General features: G+C 73.1%; 15 protein-coding genes and 2 riboswitches. Of the genes, 6 read left to right on the top strand and 9 right to left on the bottom strand.

What is annotated here, in order from left to right; all coding sequences use genetic code 11:
• The first annotated feature begins 337 nt into the window (after window positions 1-337).
• The 3 genes from EOE48_RS10190 to EOE48_RS10180 all read left to right on the top strand — a co-directional run bounded on the left by EOE48_RS10190 (window position 338) and on the right by EOE48_RS10180 (window position 3,163).
• The gene (locus EOE48_RS10190; RefSeq protein WP_127728688.1) at window positions 338-2,149 is read left to right on the top strand and encodes an NADPH-dependent assimilatory sulfite reductase hemoprotein subunit; all 1,812 of its coding nucleotides are present in this window, start codon (window positions 338-340) and stop codon (window positions 2,147-2,149) included.
• Window positions 2,150-2,246: 97 nt separating this feature from the next.
• Window positions 2,247-2,441, top strand: coding sequence for a hypothetical protein (locus EOE48_RS10185; RefSeq protein ID WP_127728687.1), 195 nt, complete (start codon window positions 2,247-2,249; stop codon window positions 2,439-2,441).
• A 95-nt stretch (window positions 2,442-2,536) separates the two neighbouring features.
• Window positions 2,537-3,163 carry a TetR/AcrR family transcriptional regulator gene (locus tag EOE48_RS10180; protein WP_127728686.1) on the top strand — a complete coding sequence of 209 codons (627 nt, stop codon included), beginning with the start codon at window positions 2,537-2,539 and terminating at the stop codon, window positions 3,161-3,163.
• Window positions 3,164-3,173: 10 nt separating this feature from the next.
• Here EOE48_RS10180 and zwf read toward each other — a convergent pair whose 3' ends face one another.
• The 3 genes from zwf to EOE48_RS10165 form a co-directional block, all read right to left on the bottom strand.
• Window positions 3,174-4,652, bottom strand: coding sequence for a glucose-6-phosphate dehydrogenase (gene zwf / locus EOE48_RS10175; RefSeq protein ID WP_127728685.1), 1,479 nt, complete (start codon window positions 4,650-4,652; stop codon window positions 3,174-3,176).
• 85 nt (window positions 4,653-4,737) lie between these two features.
• The gene (locus tag EOE48_RS10170; RefSeq protein ID WP_127728684.1) at window positions 4,738-5,589 is read right to left on the bottom strand and encodes an SDR family NAD(P)-dependent oxidoreductase; all 852 of its coding nucleotides are present in this window, start codon (window positions 5,587-5,589) and stop codon (window positions 4,738-4,740) included.
• Window positions 5,590-5,692: 103 nt separating this feature from the next.
• A complete protein-coding gene (locus EOE48_RS10165) occupies window positions 5,693-7,438 on the bottom strand; it encodes a hypothetical protein (protein ID WP_127728683.1) in 1,746 nt (581 codons plus the stop codon).
• 120 nt (window positions 7,439-7,558) lie between these two features.
• Window positions 7,559-7,655: riboswitch (glycine riboswitch) on the top strand.
• A gap of 3 nt (window positions 7,656-7,658) precedes the next feature.
• A riboswitch (glycine riboswitch) is annotated at window positions 7,659-7,751 on the top strand.
• A 61-nt stretch (window positions 7,752-7,812) separates the two neighbouring features.
• Between EOE48_RS10165 and EOE48_RS10160 the strand changes: the two genes are divergently transcribed.
• The gene (locus tag EOE48_RS10160; RefSeq protein ID WP_127728682.1) at window positions 7,813-9,093 is read left to right on the top strand and encodes a D-amino acid dehydrogenase; all 1,281 of its coding nucleotides are present in this window, start codon (window positions 7,813-7,815) and stop codon (window positions 9,091-9,093) included.
• Window positions 9,094-9,373: 280 nt separating this feature from the next.
• Here the strand turns inward: EOE48_RS10160 and EOE48_RS10155 are convergent, their stop codons facing one another.
• A complete protein-coding gene (locus EOE48_RS10155; RefSeq protein ID WP_127728681.1) occupies window positions 9,374-11,434 on the bottom strand; it encodes a capsular polysaccharide biosynthesis protein in 2,061 nt (686 codons plus the stop codon).
• 151 nt (window positions 11,435-11,585) lie between these two features.
• Between EOE48_RS10155 and EOE48_RS10150 the strand changes: the two genes are divergently transcribed.
• Together EOE48_RS10150 and EOE48_RS10145 are read left to right on the top strand one after the other, a co-directional pair.
• Window positions 11,586-12,374, top strand: a complete 789-nt coding sequence (locus EOE48_RS10150) for an SDR family NAD(P)-dependent oxidoreductase (RefSeq protein ID WP_127728680.1) — start codon at window positions 11,586-11,588, stop codon at window positions 12,372-12,374.
• A gap of 17 nt (window positions 12,375-12,391) precedes the next feature.
• Entirely contained in the window at window positions 12,392-13,237 is an 846-nt protein-coding gene (locus EOE48_RS10145; protein ID WP_127728679.1) for a formyltransferase family protein, read from the top strand.
• 339 nt (window positions 13,238-13,576) lie between these two features.
• On the opposite strand, the gene EOE48_RS10140 is transcribed toward EOE48_RS10145, so the two are convergent.
• From EOE48_RS10140 to EOE48_RS10120, 5 genes are all read right to left on the bottom strand, one after another.
• Entirely contained in the window at window positions 13,577-13,867 is a 291-nt protein-coding gene (locus EOE48_RS10140) for a hypothetical protein (RefSeq protein ID WP_127728678.1), read from the bottom strand.
• Between the two features lie 42 nt (window positions 13,868-13,909).
• A complete protein-coding gene (locus EOE48_RS10135) occupies window positions 13,910-15,277 on the bottom strand; it encodes an aminotransferase class I/II-fold pyridoxal phosphate-dependent enzyme (protein ID WP_127728677.1) in 1,368 nt (455 codons plus the stop codon).
• On the bottom strand, window positions 15,274-22,701 hold the full coding sequence (locus EOE48_RS10130; protein ID WP_127728676.1) for a type I polyketide synthase: 7,428 nt from the start codon (window positions 22,699-22,701) through the stop codon (window positions 15,274-15,276). The genes EOE48_RS10135 and EOE48_RS10130 overlap by 4 nt, the downstream gene beginning before the upstream one ends.
• Window positions 22,702-23,067: 366 nt before the next feature.
• Entirely contained in the window at window positions 23,068-23,304 is a 237-nt protein-coding gene (locus tag EOE48_RS10125; RefSeq protein WP_127728675.1) for an Lrp/AsnC ligand binding domain-containing protein, read from the bottom strand.
• Window positions 23,305-23,376: 72 nt separating this feature from the next.
• Window positions 23,377-24,699, bottom strand: a complete 1,323-nt coding sequence (locus EOE48_RS10120; RefSeq protein ID WP_127728674.1) for a UDP-glucose dehydrogenase family protein — start codon at window positions 24,697-24,699, stop codon at window positions 23,377-23,379.
• Between the last annotated feature and the right edge of the window lie 36 nt (window positions 24,700-24,735).

Below are 24,735 nucleotides of genomic sequence, written 5' to 3'. Positions count from 1 at the left end.
CGCCCCGCTTGCGGGGAGAGGCCTTGGGGATCGGAACGATCCCACTCCCCCTTGTCGGGGGCGAAGGAAGCCCGAAGGGCGAGGGTGAGGGGGCGAATCCGGAGAAGGCTCCTTCGGCACCGCCCCCTCACCTTCGGCTGCCGCCTCGCTGTGTCCCCCAACAAGGGGGGACACAGCCCTCTCCCCGCAAGCGGGGCGAGGAGAACGCGCACCACCCGTTGTGTGAATCTGCAAGCCCGAGTGGGAGAGGTGGAAGCGCCTTTCCGGAAGGCTGTGGTCCGGGTTGGACCGCCCCCCGATGCCAGGACGCAGCCCCAGCGACCGAACGGACACCACCATGGACGACCACAAGCCCGCCGCGCCCGCCCCCAAGCGCACCTACGAGACCCCGCCGGCCGAGCGGCCGATCACCGAGGCCGAGGCCGCCCGCGCCGCCAAGCTGTCGGCGAACGAGCACATCAAGATCGCCAGCGGTTACCTGCGCGGCACCCTCGCGGACGGGCTGCTCAAGCACGCCACCGGCGCGATCTCCGACGATGACGGGCAGCTCGTGAAGTTCCACGGGATGTACCTGCAGGACGACCGCGACCTTCGCGCCGAGCGGACGAAGAAGAAGCTCGAGAAGGCGTTCTCGTTCATGATCCGCCTGCGCATCGCCGGCGGCGTCGTGACGCCGAAGCAGTGGCTGATCCTCGACGACATCGCCCGCACCTACGCCAACGGGACGCTCCGGGCGACGACCCGGCAGACGTTCCAGTATCACGGCGTCATCAAGTCGAACCTCAAGCGCACGATGGCGGCGATCGACGGCGCGCTGCTCGACACCATCGCGGCCTGCGGCGACGTCAACCGCAACGTGATGTCCGCCACCAACCCGGCCCAGACCGGCGCCCACAAGGCGGCCTACGACCTCGCCAAGGGCATCTCGGACGGCCTGCTGCCGAAGACCAACGCCTGGCGCGAGATCTGGCTCGACGGCGAGCGCGTCGTCGGCGGCGAGGACGAGGCGGTGCTGGAGCCGGTCTACGGCAAGACCTACCTGCCGCGGAAGTTCAAGACCGTGGTCGCGGTCCCGCCGATCAACGAGGTCGACATCTTCGCCCACGACCTCGGCTTCATCGCGATCCTCGACAAGAAGAACAAGGTGAAGGGCTGGAACGTCACCGTCGGCGGCGGCATGGGCATGACCCACGGCGAGACCGACACCTTCCCGCGCACCGCCGACGTGATGCTGTACTGCGAGCCGGCCGACGCCCTGAAGGTCGCCGAGGCGGTGATGACCGTCCAGCGCGACTGGGGCAACCGCAAGGTGCGCAAGAACGCCCGCCTCAAGTACACGATCGAGCGCTACGGCCTGAAGGCGTTCCGCGAGGAGGTCGAGCGCCGGGTCGGCAAGCCGCTCCAGGATCCGAAGCCGTTCCGGTTCGAGCACAACGGCGACCGCTACGGCTGGGTCGAGGGCGAGGACGGCCGCCACCACCTGACTCTCTACGTCGCCTCGGGCCGGATCAAGGACCACGAGGACGGGCCGCGGATCCTGTCGGGCCTGCGCCGCATCGCCGAGGTCCACCAGGGCGACTTCCGCCTCACCGGCAACCAGAACGTCATCATCGCCAACGTCCCGGCCGACCGGAAGGCCGAGATCGACGCCCTGGTCGAGGAATACGGGCTCGCCACCGGGGCCGGGGCGCTGCGCCGCAACAGCCTCGCCTGCGTGGCGCTGCCGACCTGTGGCCTCGCGCTCGCCGAGAGCGAGCGCTACCTGCCGAGCCTCGTCGGCGAGCTGGAGGAGAGCCTCGCGGCGCACGGCCTCCAGGACGACGAGATCACCATCCGGATGACCGGCTGCCCCAACGGCTGCGCCCGGCCGTTCATCGCCGAGATCGGCCTCGTCGGGCGCGGGCCCGAGCGCTACAACCTCTATCTCGGGGCGGCCTTCGACGGCTCGCGTCTCGGCAAGCTCTACGCCGACGACGTCTCGGCCGGGGAGATCCGGGCGACGCTCGATCCGCTGTTCGGCGCCTACGCCAGGGGCCGCAACCCGGGCGAGCGCTTCGGCGACTTCCTGATCCGCGCCGGCCACGTCGCCCGCACGGTCAACGGCCCCGACTTCCACGACCGCACCGGCGCCCTGATCCCGGCGGCCTGACGCGGCCGGAGACGACGCGGCTCCCGCCCGCCGGGCGGGGGCCTGAACCTTTTGCGGCTCTGCCACGTTATCGTCACGATTGTGACGGGAGCCAATCGTGGCCAAGCATGAGATTCTCGACTACTTCGAGCACCGCCGGGATGGCTGGGTCTGCACCCGCGGTTTCACGCTGACGACGCAGCGCGACAGCGTCGAGATCCGGGCCGGACGGCGCTTCGACTACGGCGAGCAGGTCGCCGGCCTCGACCTCGCCGAGTATCTGGAACAGTTGGGGTCGCAGTTCGGTTCGTGAGCCGGCTGTCGCCCTCGGGCGACACCCGCCGGAAACTGACGTCGCGGGATGGCCCCGCGTTTTGCCCGGACGGCACGGCACGATAGGCTCGGAGGATGATCCCCGCTCTCGACACCCGCCTCGCTCCCGAGGAGGCCGCGCCCTCGACCCGATGCCGCATCCTCCAGACCGCCGAGCGGTTCTTCCGGGAGATCGGCTACCAGAAGACCACCGTCGCCGACATCGCCAAGACCCTGCGGATGAGCCCGGCGAACGTCTACCGGTTCTTCGAGTCGAAGAAGGCGATCAACGAAGCCGTGGTCGGCCGCCTCATCGCCGAGGCCGAGGCGCGGATCACGGTGATCGCGGACCGGCCGGGCCTCGGCGCCGCCGAGCGGCTGCGCGACATCGTCACGGTGATGCACCGCGACGCGCTGGAGCGGTGCGAGACGCACCCGCGCATGCACGAGATGATCGAGGCGGCGATGTCCGAGAGTTGGGACGTCTGCCGGGTCCACGTCGACCGCATCACCAACGTGCTGTCGCGGGTGGTGGCGGAGGGCGTCGCCCGCGGCGAGTTCGCGCCGCAGGACCCGGACGTGGCGGGCCGCTGCATCCACACCGCGATCCTGCGGTTCTGCCACCCGCTGCTGATCCTCAAATGCCCGGAGGACCTCGCGCCGGAACTCGACGCGATGATCGCCTTCATCCTCGCCGCCCTGCGGGCGCCGCGGGTGGTCTGAACGTCGAGCCTCAGCCGAGATCCTCGTGCCACGTCCGCCCGTCGCGCTCGATCAGCGCGATCGCCGCGGTCGGGCCCCAGGTGCCGGCGGCGTAGGGCCGGGGCGGCTCGGGGCTCTCGGCCCAGGTCTGGAGCAGGCCGTCGGCCCAGGCCCAGGCCGCCTCGACCTCGTCGCGGCGCATGAACAGGGTGGCGTTGCCGCGCACCACGTCCATCAGCAGCCGCTCGTAGGCGTCCGGATAGCGCTGGTTGAAGGTCTCCTCGAAGCTGATGTCGAGGCCGGTGGCGCGCAGGCGCATCCCGCCCGGGCCCGGCTCCTTGGTCATCACCTCGAGCCGGATGCCTTCCTGCGGCTGGAGCCGGATCACCAGCCGGTTCGGCTCGCGCCCGAACGAGCCGGCCGGGAAGATGCTGAACGGCGAGGAGCGGAACTGCACCACGATCTCGGACATCTTCTGCGGCAGCCGCTTGCCGGTGCGCAGGTAGAACGGCACCCCGGCCCAGCGCGGCGTCATCAGTTCGAGCTTCAGCGCCACGAAGGTCTCGGTGTGGCTGCGGGCCTCGCCGCCGAGATCCGTGAGGTAGCCCGGCACCGGCTTGCCGTCGACGGCGCCGGCGACGTACTGCCCGCGCACGGTGCAGTGCGGCACCTCGTGCGCCGGGATCGGCTTCAGCGCCCGCAGCACCTTCAGCTTCTCGTCGCGCACCGCGTCGGCATCGAGGGAGAGCGGGCTCTCCATGGCGATGAGGCACAGGAGCTGCAGCATGTGGTTCTGCAGCATGTCGCGCAGCGCGCCGGACGTGTCGTAGTAGCCGCCGCGGCCCTCGACCCCGACGGTCTCCGCCACCGTGATCTGGACGTGGTCGATGACGTCGGCGTTCCACAGCCGCTCGAAGATCGTGTTGGCGAAGCGCAGGGCCAGCAGGTTCTGCACCGTCTCCTTGCCGAGATAGTGGTCGATGCGGAAGATCTGCGTCTCGGGAAAGACCCGGCCGACCTGATCGTTGATCGCCCGGGCCGAGGCGAGGTCGTGCCCGATCGGCTTCTCCAGCACCACCCGGGAGCGCTCGCCGATCAGCCCGTGCTCGCTGAGGTTGCGGCAGATCGCACCGTACAGGCTCGGCGAGGTGGCGAGGTAGTACGAGCGGATCTGGTCCGGGCGCTCGTCGAGCAGGGCCGTCAGGTCGTCCCACCCGTTCTCGCCGGCGCCGTCGACCGCGACGTAGGTGACGTGGGCGAGAAAGCCCTCGACCGTCTCCGCCGAGAGGTCGGCGGCGGGGACGTGGCGCCGCAGGGCCTCGGCGGCCATGCCGCGGAACTCCTCGTCGGAATGCCGGCTGCGCGCCGCCGCGATGATGCGGCTCGCCTCCGGGATCTGCCGGTCGCGGAACCGGTAGTACAGGGCCGGCAGCAGCTTGCGCATCGTGAGGTCGCCGGTCGCGCCGAACACGACGCCGTCGAAGGACGCGACGGGAATGATCTTGGGCATGCGAGGTCTCGGTCTCCCGGCTTCGTGGTCGGCCTGATGCAAGCGGACCGCCAAGGCAGTCCAGGCAACGCGGTCCGGGTGCGGCTCACGCCTGCATGTGGGCCGCGAAGGCGTCCTTGTGGTCGGGGTGCCAGCGCGACAGCGCCGGGCGGTTGTGCACGATGTCGCCCGCCGCCCACAGGATGCGCTTCTCGTCCTGCGCGCGCGTGGTCTCGTTGTCCGGGCACAGGATGTAGAACTCGCCGGCCGCCAGACCCTCGTGCATCCGCGCCACCGTCTCCTCCGGCGTCCAGGCGCCGGCCGGCTTCTCGGTGGCGCCGCGGGCGCGGGTGAGGCCGGTATAGACGAATCCCGGAATCAGCAGGTGGGCGCTGATCGGCGCGCCGCGCTCCCGCAGCTCGTGCGCCAGCGCCTCGGCGACGACCTTCACCCCGGCCTTGCTGACGTTGTAGGGCGTGTTGCCCGGCGGCGTGGTGATGCCCTGCTTCGATCCGGTGACGACGACCGCCCCGGGCCCGCCGGCCTCGATCATCGCCGGCAGGAACGCCTGCACGACGTTGACGACGCCCCACAGGTTGACGCCGAGGATCCGCTCCCAGGTGGCGGGATCGGAGAAGAACCGCCCGCCCGCCTCGATGCCGGCATTGGCCATCACCACCGAGGGCGCCCCGAAGGCGGCGGTCGCGGCCTCGCGCAGCGCCTCGACCGCGGCCCGGTCGGCGACGTCGGTCGGGATCGCCCGGACCATCGCCTCGCCGCCCGGCGCGGCCTCGGCGGCCGCCCGCGCGGCGGCGTCGAGGGCCTCGCCCGGCAGGTCGGCGATCGCCACCCGCATCCCGCGGCGGGCGAAGTCGCAGGCGGCGGCGAGCCCGATGCCGCTGGCGCCGCCGGTGACGAGGGCGGCGCGGCCGGGCGCGAAGGCGGGATGAGCGGTCATGCGGGGGCCTCGGGCTGCGAGCAGGAGGATCTTGTGCCCCGCAACTAGGCACGGGGTGCGCCGCCGGACACCGGCCGCGGGCAAAAATTCGCCCCGCCGGCGCTCAGCCGCCGTCGAGGATCGTCGCCAGCCGCGCGGCGTGACTCTCCGCCTCCCGGCGCAGGCGCCCGGCCTCGGCCGGGTCGGCGCCGTCCGCCGCCATCGCGAGGGCGCCGAGCCGGAAGGCGCGGTAGCACGGTCGCAGCAGGGCGAGCAGCGCCGGGTCGGGCGCCCGGCCCGCGGCCTCGGCGACCCGGGCGGCGAGGCGCTCCGCCGGCAGCCCGAGTTCGGCCTCGGCCCCGACCACGTCCCAGGCGACGTCCTGGCAGCCGACGAGGTCGTGGCCGGCATGGTGGTCGAGGGCGTCGGTCTTGAGGATCCTGCCGTCGGGCAGGACCCGCCATTCCCAGGGCTGCATCCGGTTGTCGGTCTCGACCGGCCGCACCGCGTGCGCGAGGCGGCGCAGGTCGCCGGGGCTCCAGCGGTCGAAGCGCCGGACGATCCCGGCCCCGAGCGCCGCGCCGGCATTGTGGCGCGCCATCTCCATCAGCCGGTCGAGGCCGGCTCCCGGCGCCGCAGCCGGGAAGCACCTGGCCCTGAACCCGAGATAGGCCCCGACCCGTGCGGCCAGCGCCGCGGGATCGGCGCGGGAGGGGTCGAGCGGCCGGGCCTCGCCGTGCCAGCGTTCGACCAGGAACCCGTGCAGCAGCCCGGCCGGCTCCGGCGTGAACCCGGCCGCCGCCAGCGCGCGGGCGCGGGCGAGCTTGCGCTCGCCCTCCCGCCCGAGCCCGGCGAACCTGAGCAGCCAGGTCCGGCCGCCGGCCGCGGCGACGAACTTGCGGCGCTCCTGCCAGCCGCAGGTGCCCGGCCAGTCGGCCTCGTCGGAAAGAACCCGCCGGCGCCACGCGCCGCCGGACAGGTCGCCGAGGGGGCCGTCGAGGGGGCCGAGGAGGCCGGCGGCCCAGGTGGCGAGCCGGTGCGCCGGCGTTTCGGCGTGCAGAATCAGGTCGTCGAACCCGATCCAGTGCCGGGCGGCCCGCTCCCAGCGCGCCCGGTGGCGCTCCGAGGCCCGCGGACCCGGGGCGCCCCCGTGGCTCGGGAAGAACGCGATGCGCCCGGGCGCGACGCCGCGATCCTCCAGCGCATCGGCGACGGCGCCGAACGAGCTGCCGGACAGGCCGGGCCCCTCGTCGGCGACGGCGTAGCCCGGCGCCCCGAGGAGCCGGGTCTCGGCCGCCGGCGACAGGCTCAGCCGCCGCGCGAACGGATGCCCGGTCGGACGGACCGTCACCGGCGGCGCCGCACTGATGCCGGCGGCGACCATCGCCCCGAGCGACGTCCCGATGCTGCGGATGCCGACGACCCGCGTCGCCGCCGGCAGCCCGGAGGCCCGTGCCGCGACGGCGTGGCCCTCGGGATAGACGGCGTAGAAGGCGTGCCCCTCCGGCAGCCGGACCGCGACGGTGGCGGGCGTCGACGCGCGGGCGAGGCCGGCGAGACCGTCGAGGCCCGGCGCCGGCTGCTCGGCGAAGCCGCTGCGCCACGACGCCCACACCGACCGGGCGAGGCCGGCGACGAGCAGCCCGGCGGCCTCGGGCGCTCCGCCGGTCCCGTCGCGGCCGCCATTCTCGGCGAAGGCGGCGTCGGCGAGGCCCTGGGCCAGCCCCGAGGCATCGAGCAGGAGGCCGGCCAGGGCCGCGTGCCGGTCGAGGCCGGCCGGCCGCCCGGGCAGCCCCCGCAGGGCCGCGGCGATCCGGTCGATCACCTCCCCGACCGGCTCCTCCCGGATCACGTCGCCGTAGACCAGCATTCCGAACCCTCTCCCCGGCCACAACCGCCAATGCCAAATTTTTGTTCGTGGATTGCCGCCGATCCCGCCACGGCCCCGGTTGCGGGTCCCGGCCGGGAGGTGTACCCGTACCAAAGTCCACAGGACGACACGGGAGAGACCGGAGGTCGCGAGACATCCGGCGCCGACGGAGCAACCGCCCCGGAAACTCTCAGGCACCCAGGACCGTGCCGTCCGGACGATCTGGAGAGAGGCGCCTGAAACAAGGCGTCCACCGAAGGGGAACGCCGCGGGCCTGAGCCGGCGGACGAAGCTCTCAGGTACCGTGACAGATGGGGCGCAGCGGGCCGGCCGAGCCGGACCACAGGCGACTCTCGTGTTCAGGACCTGATCCCATGCCCCATATCGCCGTCATCGGTGCCGGCATCACCGGCGTGACCACCGCCTACGCCCTGATCGAGCGCGGCTACGACGTCACCGTCTTCGACCGCAACCGCTACTCGGCGATGGAGACCTCCTTCGCCAATGGCGGCCAGCTCTCGGTCAGCAACGCCGAGGTGTGGAACAAGACCTCGACCATCCTCCAGGGCATCAAGTGGATGGCCCGGCGCGACGCGCCGCTCCTCGTCAACCCGAAGCCGAGCTGGCACAAGTATTCCTGGATGGCCGAGTTCATCGGCCAGATCGGCAACTACCGGGCCAACACGATCGAGACGGTGCGCCTCGCCCTGGCCTCGCGCGAGCACATGTTCGCGATGGCCGAGCGCGAGAAGATCGACTTCAACCTCGAGCGCCGCGGCATCCTGCACTTCTACCGCGACAAGGCCGGGTTCGAGAAGGCGGCGGCGGTCAACGCCCTGCTGCAGGAGGGCGGCCTGGAGCGCCGCGCGATCACCCCGGAGGAGATCCGGGCGATCGAGCCGACCCTGAAGGGCTCCTATCACGGCGGCTTCTTCACCCCGTCCGACTCGACCGGCGACATCCACAAGTTCACCCGCGGCCTCGCCGAGGCCTGCGCCCGCAAGGGCGTGCGGTTCCGCTACGACTCGGCCATCGAGGCGATCGCGCCGCTGCCGGCGGGCGGCTACCAGATCCGCTGGCTGCCGGTGGCCCGCGACGACGGCGACGACCGCATCCAGACCTGGGAGCCGGTCGAGGTCGACGGGGTGGTGATCTGCGCCGGCTGCGCCAGCCGCACTCTCGCCGCCGCCCTCGGCGACCGCCTGAACATCTATCCCGTCAAAGGCTACTCGATCACCGTCAACCTGCACACGCCCGAGAGCCAGGACGCGGCGCCGACGGTCAGCATCCTCGACGACGCGACCAAGATCGTCACCAGCCGGCTCGGCCGCGACCGCTTCCGGGTCGCCGGCACCGCGGAGTTCAACGGCTTCAACCGCGACATCCGGCACGACCGCATCGAGCCGCTGGTGCGCTGGACCCGCGAGCAGTTCCCGCAGGTCGCGACCGACCGGGTCGTGGCCTGGAGCGGCCTGCGCCCGATGCTGCCCGGCATGCTGCCCCGCGTCGGCCCCGGCAAGCGGCCCGGCATCTTCTACAACACCGGCCACGGCCATCTCGGCTGGACCCTGTCCGCCGCGACCGCGCAGCTCGCCGCCGCGGCGGTGGAGCAGGCCATGCCGGTCGAGCGGACGCGCCTCGCCGCGGCCGCGTGATCCGGCTTCTCGGCCGTTTCGCTCGGAAATCGTATCATACGATTTCCGATCGATCGCTTCGCGATGCGGAAGTCGGCGTCGCTGATGCGCCGCGCGGGCTGATGATACGGAATCCGGAAGATTGCTTCCGGATTCCGTATCCTACTGTCGATCGATCGCTCGGCGGCTGCGTTGCCGTCGCTGTCGCGACGCGGACATCGCCTTCGCTTCCGTGCGTGGGGCCTCCGGCTCCACCGCGCGGGCTGATCCGATGTCCGGAAGCCATCGTCCGGACATCGGATCAGCCGCGCCCGAGCACCCGGCGCCAGACCAGCGACCAGACCTGCTTCATCACCGCCTCGGCGCTGTGGACCCGACGCGACAGGTCGGGATCGCCCTCGGCGAGGCGGCGCACCAGAACCTCGGGAGGGCAGGGCAGGCCGGTGCGCGGATCGACGTAGCGCGGATAGGCGATCAGCGCCCCCGCCACCAGTTCGTCGAGGGTGAGCCGGCGCGTGCGCCGCGGGCAGGGCGGGCTCTCGGTCAGGCCCCAGCCGGCGTAGAACGGCAGGCCGTGGGTGGTCACCGGCTTGCCGCGCAGCAGCGCCTCGAAGCCGATGAGCGAGGTCATGGTCTCGACCCGGTCGGCGGCCTCGATCGCGTCGGCGGCCGAGACGTCGCGCAGGACGAGGTCGGCGGAGCGCGCCAGTTCCTCCGGCGCGACCCAGCCGGGCCGCAGCCCGGCCTCGACGTCGGGATGCGGCTTGAACACGATCACGGCGTCCGGGTGGCGCTCGCGCACCCGCCGCAGCAGGGCGGCGTTGCCGGCCACGGTGGCGCCGCCGAGGCGGATCGAGGCGTCGTTCTCGACCTGTCCCGGCACCAGCACCACCGGGCCGGGCCGCGGCATCGGCGGCACCGCGCCGGCCCCGACATTGTACTTGCTGACCCGCGCCGCCACGATCGATGCGCGCAGCCGCGCCGCCCGGGCGAGCAGGGCGGGCGGGAAGTCCCCCGCCTCCAGCAGGCGCTCCAGGTCGCTCGGTCCGGTGGAATCGTAATAGATGCCGGCGGAGTCGAGGACGTGCGAGGCCCCCGGCCGCAACGCGACCCCGAGGCCGACCGAGCGCACGAAGCCGTCCTCCATCCGCAGCAGCGGCACGCCCGCCGCCCGGCAGGCCGCCACCGCCTCGTCGGAGGTCCGGCTCGCCCAGGCGACCGCCCGGCCGATCCCGTCGAGGTCGGCCGGCCCGACGCCGCCGCCCCGGGCGAAGGCCGGCACGAAGCCCGGGGCGGCCAGGGTGCGGCCGATCCACGGGCGCTTCCAGCCCGAGAAGCCGAGGCAGAGGGTCGCCACGGCGTTCTCGCGCTCGCGGGCGACCACGAGGTCGAGGATGTCGAGCGCCTCCTCGAACCGGCACGGCTCGCCGCCATAGGGCTCGAAGTAGCGCGAGCAGACGAGGTAGGCGGCGGCGAACACCTCCTCGGGCGCGCGGCGGCGGGTGCGGCGGGCGAGGTGGAGCCGGTCCTCGGTGAAGCCCCAGCCGGCGTAGAACGGCATGCCGAAGCACGACACCGCCCGTCCGGCGAGGGCCGCCTCGAAGCCGACATGGCTGGTGAGCACGTAGAGCCGGTGGCTCGCCTCGATCACCGACCACGCCGCGACGGGATCGGCGACGAGGCGCGCCCCGGCCGCCGCGGCGGCGGCGGCGTCGATGTGGCCGGGCCGCCCGGGCGGCGCGGCCGGGTCCATCACCACGATGCGCTCGGCCTCGGGGTGCTCCGCCGCCGCCGCCGCCAGCATCCCGGAAAAGCCGACGGGACCGGCGAGCCCGAAGCCGATCGAGGGATCGCCCCGCGGCTGGTCGACGATGACGACCCGGGTTGTGCCATTCGCCGGCGCGAGCAGGTCGGCGAGGTCGCGCCGGCGCGGATCGTTGTCGAGGCTGAGGCGGCGCCCGCGCAGGCGGTCGATGCCGCGGCGGGCCCGGGCGAGGATCTCCTCGCTCTCCCAGCCGCCCTCCTCGATCATCACCTCGAGTTCGCTCGGCGCCGTCGCGTCGTAGTAGATGCCGAGCCCGTCGACAATGTAGCTCAGGTTGCGCCGCCCCCGGGGCCGGGCCAGCCCGGACCGGGCCAGAAGGGACTTCGTCAGCGGAGACTTCGTCAACAAGGTCTTGGCCAGGGGCGACTCGGCGAGCCGCGGCCCGGCGAGGCGCAGGAAGCCCTCGTCCCAGCGGTCGGTGAGGCGCACGCGCCGCGAGGTCGGGTCGCTGCCGAGACGCCGCGACCGCCGCCGGGCGGGAAGCTCCGCCTCGGACAGGGTCCGGGGCCACAGCCGCTTCAGCTTGCCGTGATCCATCCGCCTCTCGCTCAACCCCAACGCCCGGCCGACCGGAGCAGGCGCCCGTTCCATATCGCCCCGGTTCCGTCAAGCGTGGGCGCTCCGCCGAGGGCGTTCGCCGGACGGCGGGCGGTCGTGCTACACGGCCACGACAACCATCGGGAGCCTCATGCCGGCCGAGCCCACCGTCATCGTCATCACCGGCGCGTCGAGCGGGATCGGCGCGGCCCTGGCCCAGCATTACGCCGCCCCGGGCCGGCTCCTGGTCCTCAACGCCCGCGGCGCCGACCGGCTGGAGACGGTGGCTGCCGCCTGCCGGGCGAAGGGCGCCGAGGTCGAGGCGACGCCCCTCGACGTCCGCGACCGGGCGGCGATGCGCGAATGGGTCGCCGACATCGACGGCCGCCGCGGCATCGACCTCGCGATCGCCAATGCGGGCGTCAACGGCGGCCATCCCGAGGGCGGGGTCGAGACCGAGGCGACCGCCTTCGCGGTCCTCGACGTGAACCTGATGGGTGCGCTCAACCTCGCGCTGCCCTGCGCGACCCGGATGGAGGCGCGCGGGCGCGGCCAGATCGCCCTGATCTCGTCGCTGGCGGCGATCGCGCCGCTGCCGGACGCCCCGGCTTATAGCGGCACCAAGGCGGCGCTCCTTGCCCACGGCCTCGCCCTGCGCGAGAAGCTGGCGCCCCGCGGGGTGCGGATCAACGTGGTCTGCCCCGGCTACGTCCGCACCGCGATGGGCGGCGACTACCAGGGCTGGCGGCCGCTGGAGATGAGCGCCGAGGCCGCCGCCCGCCGCATCGCCCGCGGGCTCGCCCGCGACGAGGGCACGATCGCCTTCCCGGCCGCCCTCGCGGCGGCGGCCCGGGGCGCCGCGCTCCTGCCCGAGCGCCTGCGCCGCCTCGGCATGCGCGGCTTCTCGTTCCGGATGCGCGCGACCCAGCAGCCGTCCTGACCCGGAAGGACCCGCCCGTGCGCCTCGCGCTGTTCACCCTCGAAGCCCTCGCCAACGCCCGGGCCGTGCGCCGGTTCGTCGCCGAGCACGCCGACGAGATCGCGGTCGTCGCCCTGTCGGACCCGCACCGGCCGAGCACCGGCGGGCTCACCGGGCAGGTCCGGCGCCACGTCCTGCGCTCCGGCACCGGCTTCCTGCCCTATCTCGGAGTCAATTTCGGCTTGCCCGACCTCGTCTCGGCGCTCGCGCCGGCGCCGAAGACCTCGAACCCGGGCGACGACACCGCGGCGGCGACGCCGCTGCCGGTGCTGTGCCGGCGGCTCGGCCTGCCCTGCGTCACCGTCACGTCGGTCTCCGGCGCCGCGGTCGGCGAGGTTCTGCGCCGGCACGGGGCCGACCTGATCGTGTCGTTCCACTTCGACCAGATCTTCGACGCCGACGCGCTGGCCGCGGCGCCGCTCGGCGGCGTGAACCTGCATCCCTCGCTGCTGCCGCATCACCGCGGTCCGGTACCGACCCTGCACGCGCTGCTGGAGCCGACGCCGCGCTTCGGCGTCACGATCCACCGCCTCGCCGCGGCGGTCGATGCCGGGGCGATCCTGGCGCAGCAGGCGGTGACGCTGGCGCCCGACGTCACCGCGTCGCGCGCCGCGGTGCTGCTGCACGAGGCCGGCCGGCCGCTCCTCGACGGGGTGCTGCGCCGGGTGCGCGAGGACGGCCGCCTGCCGGAAGGGCGGACGGTGCCGGTGCTGCCCTATTGCGGGTTCCCGACCCGGGCGCAGTTGCGCGACCTCAAGCGCCGCGGCCGCAGGCTGGTCGACGGGCGCGACCTGCGCGAGGCGCTGAGCCTGTCGCGGCCATGACTATCCTGAGCGGGTCCAACCGCCACAGGATCCAGGCGATCGACGGCAATGTAAGATCAGCAACGGAGTCGCATTCCTGCCGCGGGATCCCCTCTCCCGAGTGGGAGAGGGGTAGGGGTGAGGGTGGAAACGGCGCAGAATCAAGCGCAGACTGTTGAGCCGCGCAGCTCAACTTTAGGCGTCTTATTCTGGACGTGAGCCACCCTCACCCCCGACCCCTCTCCCACTCGGGAGAGGGGAGAGGCGCCAGAACTTAGGGCGTCGCAACAAACACCCGTGGCCAGCTTCCACTCGACCCGACCGGCGTTGTTGACCGCGAAGCCAGCGATCCGCTTCCGTTCAATTCAACCGGTAGCACTGCGAGGTGGTGGAGCGCTTGGCGCCGACGGCGCCGGCCGAGCGCACCTCGCAGGCGACGTACTTGCCGTTCTTCTCCAGGGTGAAGGACGGGCCCGCCGCCGCCACGATGCGGTGGCCGTCGTTGAGCAGTTCGCTCATCGAGCGGTTCACCTCCTCCCACTGGGTCGGCACCCGGGGCGGCCCGGCGGGGCCCTGGGCTAGGGCCGGGCCGGCGAGGGCGGCCAGCAACGCCAGGGATACGAGGCGCAGGGATACGAGGCGACGGCGCATGGGTTCTCCGCTCCCGGCGGCGGGCCGCCGCCCAGTTCTCGTTCAGGCCTTGCGCGCCATCAGGCGCTCGATCAGCGAGCCGCCGCGGTTGATCTCGTCGAGCTCGTCGGCCAGCGCCGTCACGGTGTCGCGGATCTGCTCCGGCGTGTGCTCGGAGGTGAGGAAGAACCGCAGGCGGGAGCTGCGCTCCGGCACCGCCGGGTGGATGATCGGCTGAACGTTGATGCCGCGCTTGAACAGCCGGTCGGACAGCGTCACCGCCTTGAGCGAGTCGCCAACGATGACCGGCACCACCGCGAGGCCGAGGCTCATGCCGGTGTCGAGGCCGCGCTCGCGGGCGGCGGCAAGGAACAGCCCGCCGTTGCGACGCAGCCGCTCGACCCGCTCCGGCTCCCGGCGCATCAGCGCCAGCGACGCGACCGCGGCGGCGGCCAGCGGCGGCGACAGGCCGACCGAGTAGACGAAGCCGCCGGCGGTGCACTTGAGGTACTCGACCAGGGCGCCGGAGCCCGCGACGTAGCCGCCGCAGGTCGAGAGGGTCTTCGACAGCGTGCCCATCCAGATGTCGACCCGGTTCGGATCGACGCCGCAATGCTCGTGCAGGCCGTGGCCGCGCGCGCCGAGCACCCCGAGGCCGTGGGCGTCGTCGACCATCAGCCAGGTGCCGTACCGCTCCTTGAGGGCGACGAACCCGGCCAGATCCGGGGCGTCGCCGTCCATGCTGTAGAGCCCCTCGATCACGATCAGGGCGCGCCGGTGTTCGTGGCGGGTCGCCTGGAGCAGGATTTCGAGGGCGGCGAGGTCGTTGTGCGGGAAGCTGCGGCGCTGGGCGCCGGAGAGCTGCGCGCCGGTGACCACGCTGTTGTGGATCAGGGCGTCGTGGTAGATCACGTCGCCCGGCTCCAGCAGCGCGCCGATCGTCGTGACGTTGGTGGCGTGGCCGCTCACCATCACGACGCAGGCCTCGGTGCCGTAATGCGCCGCCAGCGCCCGTTCGAGGGCGAGATGGCCCGGGCGCTCGCCGGCGACGACCCGGCTCGCCGAGGCCGAGGTGCCATAGGCGACGAGGGCTTCCTGCGCCGCCGCATTCACCTCCGGATGGCCGTTGAGGCCGAGATAGTCGTAGGACGAGAAGTTGGTAAACGACGCCCCGTCGATGCGCGTCGTGGCGCCGGCCTTGGCGTCGTGGACCCGGAAGAACGGGTTGCCGAGGCCGATCAGCTCGGCCGCCGAGCGCTGCAGCTTCAGGTCCTTGTAGCCCGGCAGGGATTCGAAGTCCTGGGCCGGGTTGGCGGCGGCCTTCGGGGCGGGCCGCGGCGCGGCCGGCCGCGCCGGGGCCTTGCCGAGGCGGGCGGTCACGAACCCGGCCAGCGCCGCGCGGCCGCCGGCGGCGTCGGAGGAGGCGCTCATTTCAGGATCACCTTGATCTCCTGGCTCTTCTGCTCGACCAGGGCCTGGAACGGCTCGAGGGCGGCGGCGTCGACGGATCCGCCGCCGTGGCGCTGGGCGAGGCTGAGCACCGCCGCGGCGCTCTCGTCGACCGGCGCCGCGACCGACTGGATCAGCGTCTCGGCGAGTTCCGTCACGGTCTGGCCGCTCGACACGCCGGCGGGCGGCGCTTCGAGGCCGAAGCGCTCCTGCAGGCTGGCGCCGAGCTCGACCCCCATCAGCGAGTCGAGGCCGATCTCCGAGAGCTGGCGCACCCGGCTGATGTCGTCCTTCGGCAGCCGCAGGATGCGGGCGATGTCCTCGACGATGGCGTCCTGGACCACCTTGCGCACCTCGTCGATGTCGTGGGTGCGCAGGAGGCCCGGGATGCTGATCGTCGCGGCGCCGCCGGCCTCGGCCTGCTGCTCGGACCCCATCGCGGCGTAGCTCGGCGAGCGCAGGGTGGCGAGGCGCTCGCGCGCCTTGCCCCAGTGCATCGAGGCGATCGCCACCACGGCGTCGTCGGAGCCGGTCCCCTGCGCCGACAGCGCCTCGGCCATCAGGTCGAGGGACTTGCGCGCCTCGACCGGCGTGACGCCGACGCGGCCGGCGAGGGTCTCCATCACCGCCTTGTTGCGGGCGAGCACGCCGACGTCGCCGATCGCGCCCCAGGCCACCGCAAGGGCCGGGAGCCCGAGGCGGCGGCGCTGGCGGGCGAGGCCCTCCATGAAGCCGTTGGCGGCGACGTAGGAGCCCTGGCCCGGATTGCCGATGAAGGTCGTGGCCGAGGAGAACAGCACGAAGTAGTCGAGCGACCGCGACCGGGTGAGCTGGTCGAGGTGGATCGCGCCGGTCACCTTCGGGGTGACGACGGTGTCGAGGGCGGCCGCGTCGATGTTCGCGATCAGGCCGTCCTGGAGCACCATCGCGCCGTGGATGATGCCGCCGATCGCCGGCCCGCCGGCCTCGACGCGGTCGAGCAGCCGCTCGACCGAGGCGCGCTCTGCGATGTCGCAGGCCTCGACCCGGACGCTGACGCCGCGGGCCTTGAGGTCGGCGATCGTCGACAAAGCCTCCTCGCTCGACGGCGCGCGGCGGCCGACGAGGACGAGGTGGCGCGCGCCGCGATCGGCGAGCCAGCGCGCCGCCTCGATGCCGAAGCCGCCGAGCCCGCCGGTGATGACGTGGCTGCGGTCGGGCGCGACGACGAAGGGCCTGCCCTGCGGCGCCGCCACGGTGCCGGACTTCGGCGGGGCGATCACGATCTTACCCACGTGACCGGATTGCTGCATCAGCCGGAAGGCGTCGGAGACCTCCTCGGCCGCGAAGGGCTGGTAGGGCAGCGGCTTGAGGGTGCGGTCGGAGAACAGCCCCATCACCTCGCGGAACAGCCGCTTGCCCTCGTCGGGCTGGAACTGCAGCAGCTGGTCGAGGTCGACGCCGAAATACGACAGGTTCCGCCGGAACGGACGCAGGCCGATATGGGTGTTGGCGACGTAGTCGCGCTTGCCCAGCTCGACGAAGCGGCCGAACGGCCCGAGCGCGTTGAGGCTGCGCTCCATCGCCTCGCCGAACAGGCTGTTGAGCACTACGTCGACGCCGCTGCCGGTGATCCGCCGCACCTCGTCGACGAAGGCGAGGGAGCGCGAGTCGAGCACGTGCTCGGCGCCGAGCGCCTTGACCAGCGCCCGCTTCTCGGTCGAGCCGGCGGTGGCGATGACCCGGGCGCCGCGCATCCGGGCGATCTGGAGCGCCGCGAGGCCGACGCCGCCGGCGCCGCCATGGACCAGCAGCCACTCGCCGGCCTTGAGGCGCGCGAGGGTGACGAGGCCGTAATAGGCGGTGAGGAACGCGACCGGCGTCGTCGCGGCGGCCTCCGCCGAGACGCCGGCCGGGGCCGCGGCCACGACCATCTCGGGCACGACGATGTGGGAGGCGAAGCCCGACTGGGCGAAGGCCACCACGGCATCGCCGGGCTTGAACGCGGTCACGCCCGGGCCGACCGCCGCGACGCGGCCGGCGCATTCGAGGCCGAGCCGGGGGCCGGCGAAGCCGTCCTCCAGGATCTCCTCCGGCAGCATCGACAGCGCCCAGAGCACGTCGCGGAAGTTGAGGCCGGTGGCCTCGACCGCGATCTCGATCTGGCCGGGCCCCGGAGCCGTGCGCTCGGCCGCGACCCAGCGCATCTCGTTGAGGCCGCCGGTGACGCTGCGCTCCAGGCGCGCCGCCTCCGCCGCCCTGCCGCCCGCCTCGCGCAGCGAGACGCTGCCGGGGGCGAAGCGCACGACGCGGGTCTGGTCCTCGTCGAGCACGATCTCGGTCTCCGGCGTGCCGGAGAGGATGAGGTCGCGCAGGCGCTCGGCCGAGCGCTTGGTCGGCATCGTCGGGGCGAGGTCGATCCGGCGCACGTCGAGGTTGGCCGCCTCGTTGGCGAGCGTGCGGGTGAAGGCCCACACGCCGGTCTCGACCCCGCAGGCGACGCCGCCGCGGTCGCGGGTCGCGCCGGGGCAGACGACCCACAGCCGGGTCGGCCGGGTGCCGAGATGCTCGACGCAGCGCTTGAGGCTGAGGCAGCGCTCGCGCAGCCGGTCGGCCGGCTCGCCGCCGCGGGTGAAGGCGCCGGCGAGGAACACCACCGTGTCGGGGGTCTCGCGCTCCAGCTCCCGCAGCGACGCCTCGGAATCGAGGATGATCGAGACGTGGACGCCGCTCGCCACCAGCAGCGTCGCCAGCGACGACGCGGTCTCGGCGGCGGTTTCGTCGGCCGAGCCGATGACGAAGGCGAAGGTCTGGCCGGTGGCGATCCGCGGCCGCGGCGGCGCCTCGGCCAGCAGCAGCAGGTCGCCGCCGGTCTGTGTCGCGGCGCGGTCGACCGCGACCTTGACCAGGCCGGCATTGCTCAGCGTGCGCTGCCAGCCGGCGACGTCGTCGAGGCGCCCGACCGGCAGGTCGGCGGCGGTCTCGAACCACTCGGCGTGCAGCCCGAACACGAGGTCGCGGAACAGCGAGGCGGCGGGCTCGACGGCGGCGAACAGGCCGCTGCCGGCGAGCGCCGCCGAGAGCCGCCCGATCAGCTCGCGGTCGCCCCGGTGCAGGGTGTCGCTGGCGAGCACCGCGTCGATGCTGCCCGGAGCGAGATCCGCCGGATCCTCGACCACCGTCACGGAGGACGGCAGGGCGAGGCGGGCGCGCTCGGCGAGGCGCCGGTCGGCCTCGAACACTGTGAGCCGCGCCTCGTGGGTCTGGGCGAAGGTGGCGACCTGGGCCGAGAGCGGGCCGAACCCGACCTGGAGCAGGCGCAGGGCGCGGTCCTTCGGCAGGGCCGCGGCGGCGCCCTCGATCAGCCGCATCACGGTCGCGGCCGAGGCGCGGGTGGTGGCGCCGCGCAGGTGGAAGGCGTCGAGCGCCGCCTGCGGCAGGGCAGGGGCTTCCGACAGCCGCCCGGCGAGCAGGCGGTCGACGATTGCCCCGAGATCGGCGGCGAGCAGCAGCTCGGCCGACAGCTCGGGATGGTCCGCCGCGATCCAGCGCATGATCTCGTCGGTCGGCGGCAGGGTCACGTCGGCGCGCAGGCGCCACACCCCGCCCTCGACCGGCTCGGCCAGCCCGCTGCCCTCGAGGGCGAGAAGCAGGTTATGGAACCACGGCCGCAGGGCCGCCGGCAGCTTCGGGTCGTCGAGCGCGACGGTGTCGCCCTCGGCCAGCCCGCGGGCGACGCGATCGGCGAGGGAGGTCGCCCAGCCTTCGAGCAGCATGTGCCCGGGGCTGAGGGCGGCGTTGTCGTTGGCGGTGACCGCGCCGGCGCCGCGGCGGACCAGGGTCGCGACGCTCGCCTGCGGCTCCAGCGGGATCGCCGTCGGCTCGGTGGCGAGTTCGGTCCCCTGCGCGATGGCGTAGGAGGCGAGTTCGCCGGCGGCCTTGGCGCGCATCGCCTGGAAGCGGGCGTCGCGCAGGGTCGCGACGACGGCGCCCTCGGCGTCCATGAGGGTGAAGTCGGCCAGGATGCTGCGCTCGTTGCAGCGCCGGGTGCGGATCACCGCCCGGGCGATGACCGCGCCGGGCCTGACGAGACGGATCTCGCCGAAGCGGATCGGCACGTAGGCCCGGCTCGCGCCCTCGCCGAGGAGGTCGGAGAACAGCAGGATCAGGCCGTGGAAGCAGGCGTCGAGGCGCGCCGGCACGAGGCCGAAGCGCGGGTTCGCCTCGGCCGGGACGAGGTCCGACACGATGGTCAGGTCGTCGATCCGGGCGCTGCGGGCGACCTGCCGGAAGCTCGGGCCGAAGCCGAGACCGGTCGCGGCGGCGCGGCGATACAGGTCGTCGCCGTCGATCGCGGTGTCTTCGGGCAGCACGGCCGCGTCGGCCGGCGGCACCGGGGCGTCGCCCTCGACCAGCTTGGCGACGGCGTGGATCTGCCACGGCGCCTGGCTCAGGCGCGGCCGCGAGAGGATCTGGACGAGGTTGGCGCCGGGCGAGACCCGGGCCATCACCTCGCGCAGAGATTCCTCGTTGAACAGCATCGGCTGCTGGATCTCGAGATCCGCCAGCGTCACGGTCTCGCTGCGCAGGTGCTCGCGGGCGACGGCGAGCGCCATCTCGACGAAGGCGGCGCCGGGCAGGATCGCCTGTCCGTCAATGCGGTGGTCGTCGAGTTCCGGCACCGTGGCGACGTCGAGATGGGCGTGCCATTCGAGCCCGTCGGGCATCAGCCGGCCGCCGATCAGCGGGTGGTGGCTGCGGCTGCTGGCGACGCCGAGCACCTCGGTGGTCTCGGCGAGGCGGTACGCCTTGCGTTGCCAGGCGTAGTGCGGCAGCGCCACCGGACCGGCCGGGTCGGCGCCGAAGGCGACCGCCTCGTCCACCGCCGCGCCGCTGGCCATCGCCGCCGCGAGGGCCTGCCGGAACGGGTCGCGGTCGGTCGGCTTCTTGAGCAGCACGCCGACGGTGGCGCCGTCGGTCCCGAGCGGCTCCAGGCAGTCGCCGATATGCGGCAGCAGGGTCGGCCGCGGGCCGACCTCGACGAAGACCCGGGCGCCGCGCCTGGCGGCCGCCTGGACGGCTTCGCTGAAGCGCACCGGCTCGCGGATGTTGCGCCACCAGTACTCGGCGCCGAAATGCTCGCCCGACAGCACGTCGCCGGTGACCGTCGAGGCCAGCGCCACCGTGCCGGCGGCGGGCTTGAGCCCGGCGAGGTCGCGCAGCAGCGGCGCCTCGATCGGGTTCATCAGCCGGCCGTGGAAGGCGTAGTCGAGGTCGAGCTTGCGGCCGCGGCGGCGCTTGCGCGACAGGGCCGCCATCGCGGCCTCGATCGCGTCGCGCGGGCCGGCGACCGTCACCGCCTTCGGGCTGTTGTAGGCGGCGATGTCGAGGTCGGGGAAGTCGGCGAGGAAGGCCGAGACCTCCTCCACGGGCGCCAGCAGCACCGCCATGGTGCCGAGCCCCCGGGTCGCCTCCTGGTGCTTCGAGCGGTTGAAGATGACGCGGACCGCCTGCTCCAGGCTCAGGATGCCGGCGGCCTCCGCCGCGCCGATCTCCCCGACCGAGTGGCCGAGGATCACGTCGGGCTTCAGGCCGGCGGCGCGCAGGGCCGCGGTCGAGGCGCTCTGGATCGCGAAGATCAGCGGCTGCGACACGCTGGTGAGGGCGAGCCGTGCGTCGAGGTCGTCGGCGAACAGGGCCTCGGTCAGCGACCAGCCGGCGAGCGGCCGGAACAGGGCGTCGACGGCGGCGAAGCGCTCGCGGAAGACCGGACTGGTGGCGTGGGCGTCGCGGCCCATGCCGGCCCACTGGCTGCCGTTGCCGGAATACACGAAGGCGACGCCGGCGTTGCGCTCGACCGCGGTGGCGACCGACGCGCCGGGCGCGTCCTCGCCCTCGGCGACCGCCCGCAGGGTGGCGGCGACGGCGGCGCCGTCGCCGAGCGGGATCGCCACGCGGGCCGGCATCCGCTCGCGGCGATGGGCGGCGGCGGCGGCGACGCGGGCGACGTCGCCGGCATCGGCGCCGTCGAGGCGCGCGGCGTAGTCCTGGGCGAGCTCGTTCAGCGCCGCCCGGGTCTGGGCCGAGACCAGCAGCACCTCCGGCGCCGCGGCGGGCGCCGGGGCGGCCGTGACAGCGGCCGGCGCCGGGTCGGTGAGGATGACGTGGGCGTTGGTGCCGCCGAAGCCGAACGAGTTGACGCCGGCGAAGCGCGGCGCCTTGCCCCGCGGCAGGGGCGTCAGGGCGCGGTTGACCGACAGGTTCAGCTCGTCGAAGCGGATGTTCGGGCTGAGCGTGTCGGCGTGCAGGGACGGCGGCAGCAGGTCGTGCTCGAGGGCGAGGCTGGCCTTGAGCAGGCCGGCGAGGCCCGAGACCGGCTCGGTATGGCCGATATTGGTCTTGATCGAGCCGATCGGCAGCGGCGCGCTGCGCCCGCGGCCGATCTTGGCGCCGATGGCGCCGGCCTCGATCGGGTCGCCGACCGGGGTGCCGGTGCCGTGCGCCTCGACGAAGGCGACCGAATCGAGGGCGACGCCGGCCTCGCGGTAGATCTCCTCCAGCAGCGCGCCCTGCGCGTAGCCGGACGGCAGCGAGATCCCGGTGGTGCGCCCGTCCGAATTGACCTTCGAGGCCGCGATGACGCCGCGCACCGACGCGCTCGCCCGCGCGGCTGCCTCGGCGGTCTGGAGCACCAGCACCACGCCGCCCTCGGAGCGCACGTAGCCGTCGGCCTCCGCCGAGAAGGCGCGGCACCGGCCGGTGCGCGACAGCATCGAGGCGTTGGAGAACGAGATGAAGTTGAACGGGCTCGCCAGCAGGTTGACGCCGGCGACGACCGCGGTGTCGATCCGGCCCGAGGCGAGCGCCGCGACCGCGTTGTCGAGGGCGACCAGCGACGACGAGCAGGCGGTGTCGACCGTGAAGCTCGGACCCTTGAGGTCGAAGATGTACGAGATGCGGTTCGACAGGATCGAGAGCGTGTTGCCCGTCGCCGCGTAGGCGTCGCCCGAGGACGGGTCGAGCACCCGCAGGTTGCCGTAATCGAGCGACGAGGCGCCGACGAAGACGCCGATCGGGCTGCCGGCCACCGCCGACGGCCGCAGGCCGGCATCCTCCAGGGCCTCCCAGGTCAGTTCGAGCAGCAGGCGCTGCTGCGGATCCATCTGCTCGGCCTCGCGGGGCGAGATGCCGAAGACCGAGGGATCGAACGACCAGATGTCGTCGAGGACGCCCGCCGCCCAGGTGTAGGACTTGCCCCGCTCCTGCGCCCGCGGGTGGCCGAGCCGCTCCAGCGACCAGCGGTCGCCGGGGATCTGCGTCACGGCGCAGCGCCCTTCCGAGAGCATGTGCCAGAGGCCGTCGATGCTCGGAGCCCCCGGAAGCCGGCAAGCCCGACCGATGATGGCGATGTCAGGACGATGTTTCACGTTCGAATTCGCACGCGCTCAGGTGAGAGGAGGCCGGCGGAGGCCATGGACGGGCATTCCGACCACCCATAGTACGCCCCTGGAACGAGTCCAACCCGCACCGGGGAGCGTCGACGCCTCGCGACGGCGGGATGTGCCGGACTGTGGCATGTCTTCCTCAGTGGAATCCTGTCGTCGGGACGAAGGATCGCCACGCAGCGCGGCGTGCCGGCCAGGGTTTGGACGACTCGACTGCCGGGGAACGGCCAAGTTTACTACTGCACAACATCCGCCGCCGCTTCGGCGCGGCGGTGGGTGCGATGAACACCCAAATTCGGGTGGCATTGCGGCGGGGTGTGGAGCGAAGGTTGCAGCGCCCGGACCGGCTTAGAACGCCTTGAAGGTGATGATGGTGCGGGTGTCCTGAATGTCGGCGACCGTCTGGACGTGCTCGGCGACAAAATGGCCGATGTCGATGCCGTCATCGACGTGGAACTTCGCCAGCACGTCGTAGTGGCCCGCCGTGGAGTAGATCTCGGACGCGATCTCACGGTCGGCGAGGGCGCTGGCGACGGTGTAGGTCTTGCCCAGGCGGCACTTGATCTCGACGAAGAAGGTCTGCATCGGCTTGCTCCGGGCGGCCGGTCGGCCGGGCGCGAGAGGATCGGGCTGGGACGGATCGTCGCCCCGGCGGGCTCAACCTGCGGGTGACGCGGCCGGACGGCCGACGCTGGCATAGGCGAAGCCGTAGCGGGCGACCTCCTCGGGACGGTAGACGTTGCGCAGGTCGATCAGCACCCGCGCCGCCATGATGCGGCCGAGCCGGGCGAGATCGAGCGCCCGGAAGGCGTTCCACTCGGTCACGATGACGAGGGCGTCGGCGCCCTCCGCGCAGGCGTAGGCGTCGCTCGCGTAGCTCACCCCGTCGAGCAGCGGGCGAGCCTGCTCCATGCCCTCGGGATCGTAGGCGACCACTGCGGCGCCGGCATCCTGGAGGCCGGTGATGATCGACAGCGCCGGCGCGTCGCGCATGTCGTCGGTGTTGGGCTTGAACGTCAGTCCGAGCACCGCGATCCGCTTGCCCCGCACCGTGCCGCCGCACGCCTGGATCACCTTGCGGGCCATGGCGCGCTTGCGCTGGTCGTTGACGGCCACGACCGTCTCGACGAGGCGCACCGGCGTGCCGGCATCCTGCGCCGTCTTGACCAGTGCCAGCGTGTCCTTGGGAAAGCACGAGCCGCCGTAGCCCGGCCCGGCATGCAGGAACTTGGACCCGATGCGGTTGTCGAGGCCGATGCCGCGGGCGACCTGCTGCACGTCCGCCCCGACCTGCTCGCACAGGTCGGCGATCTCGTTGATGAAGGTGATCTTGGTCGCCAGGAAGGCGTTGGCGGCGTACTTGGTCAGTTCGGCCGTGCGCCGGCTGGTGACGAGGATCGGCGCCTGATTGAGGTAGAGCGGGCGGTAGACCTCGCGCATCAATGCCTCGGCGCGCGTGCCTTCGACGCCGATGACGATGCGGTCGGGCCGCTTGAAGTCCTCGATCGCCGCGCCCTCGCGCAGGAATTCCGGGTTCGACGCGACATCGACCCGCACGCGCGGATTGACGTCGCGGATGATGCGCTCGACCTCGTCGCCGGTGCCGACCGGCACGGTCGACTTGGTGACGACGACGGTGTCGCCGGTGAGCGCCGCTGCGATCTCGCGCGCGGCGGCGAAGACGAAGCTGAGATCGGCGAAGCCGTCGCCGCGCCGCGAGGGGGTGCCGACGGCGATGAACACCGCCTCCGCCTCGGCGACGGCGGCGGCGAGGTCGGTGGTGAAGGCGAGCCGGCCCTGGGTGACGTTGGTGGCCACCAGCGCGTCGAGTCCCGGCTCGTAGATCGGCATCCGCCCGGCCAGCAGCGCGGCGATCTTGCCCGCGTCGCGGTCGACGCAGGTGACGGTGTGACCGAAATCGGCGAAGCACGCCCCCGAGACGAGCCCGACATAGCCGGTCCCCACCATCGTCACCCGCATCCCGGCATTCCCCGTTCTGTCGCGCTGGTCCCGGAC

It is taken from the genome of Methylobacterium oryzihabitans, from assembly GCF_004004555.2.
GTDB lineage: Bacteria > Pseudomonadota > Alphaproteobacteria > Rhizobiales > Beijerinckiaceae > Methylobacterium > Methylobacterium oryzihabitans.
Note: the sequence above shows the minus strand (reverse complement) of the source record. Positions and strands in the feature narration are given on the sequence as shown.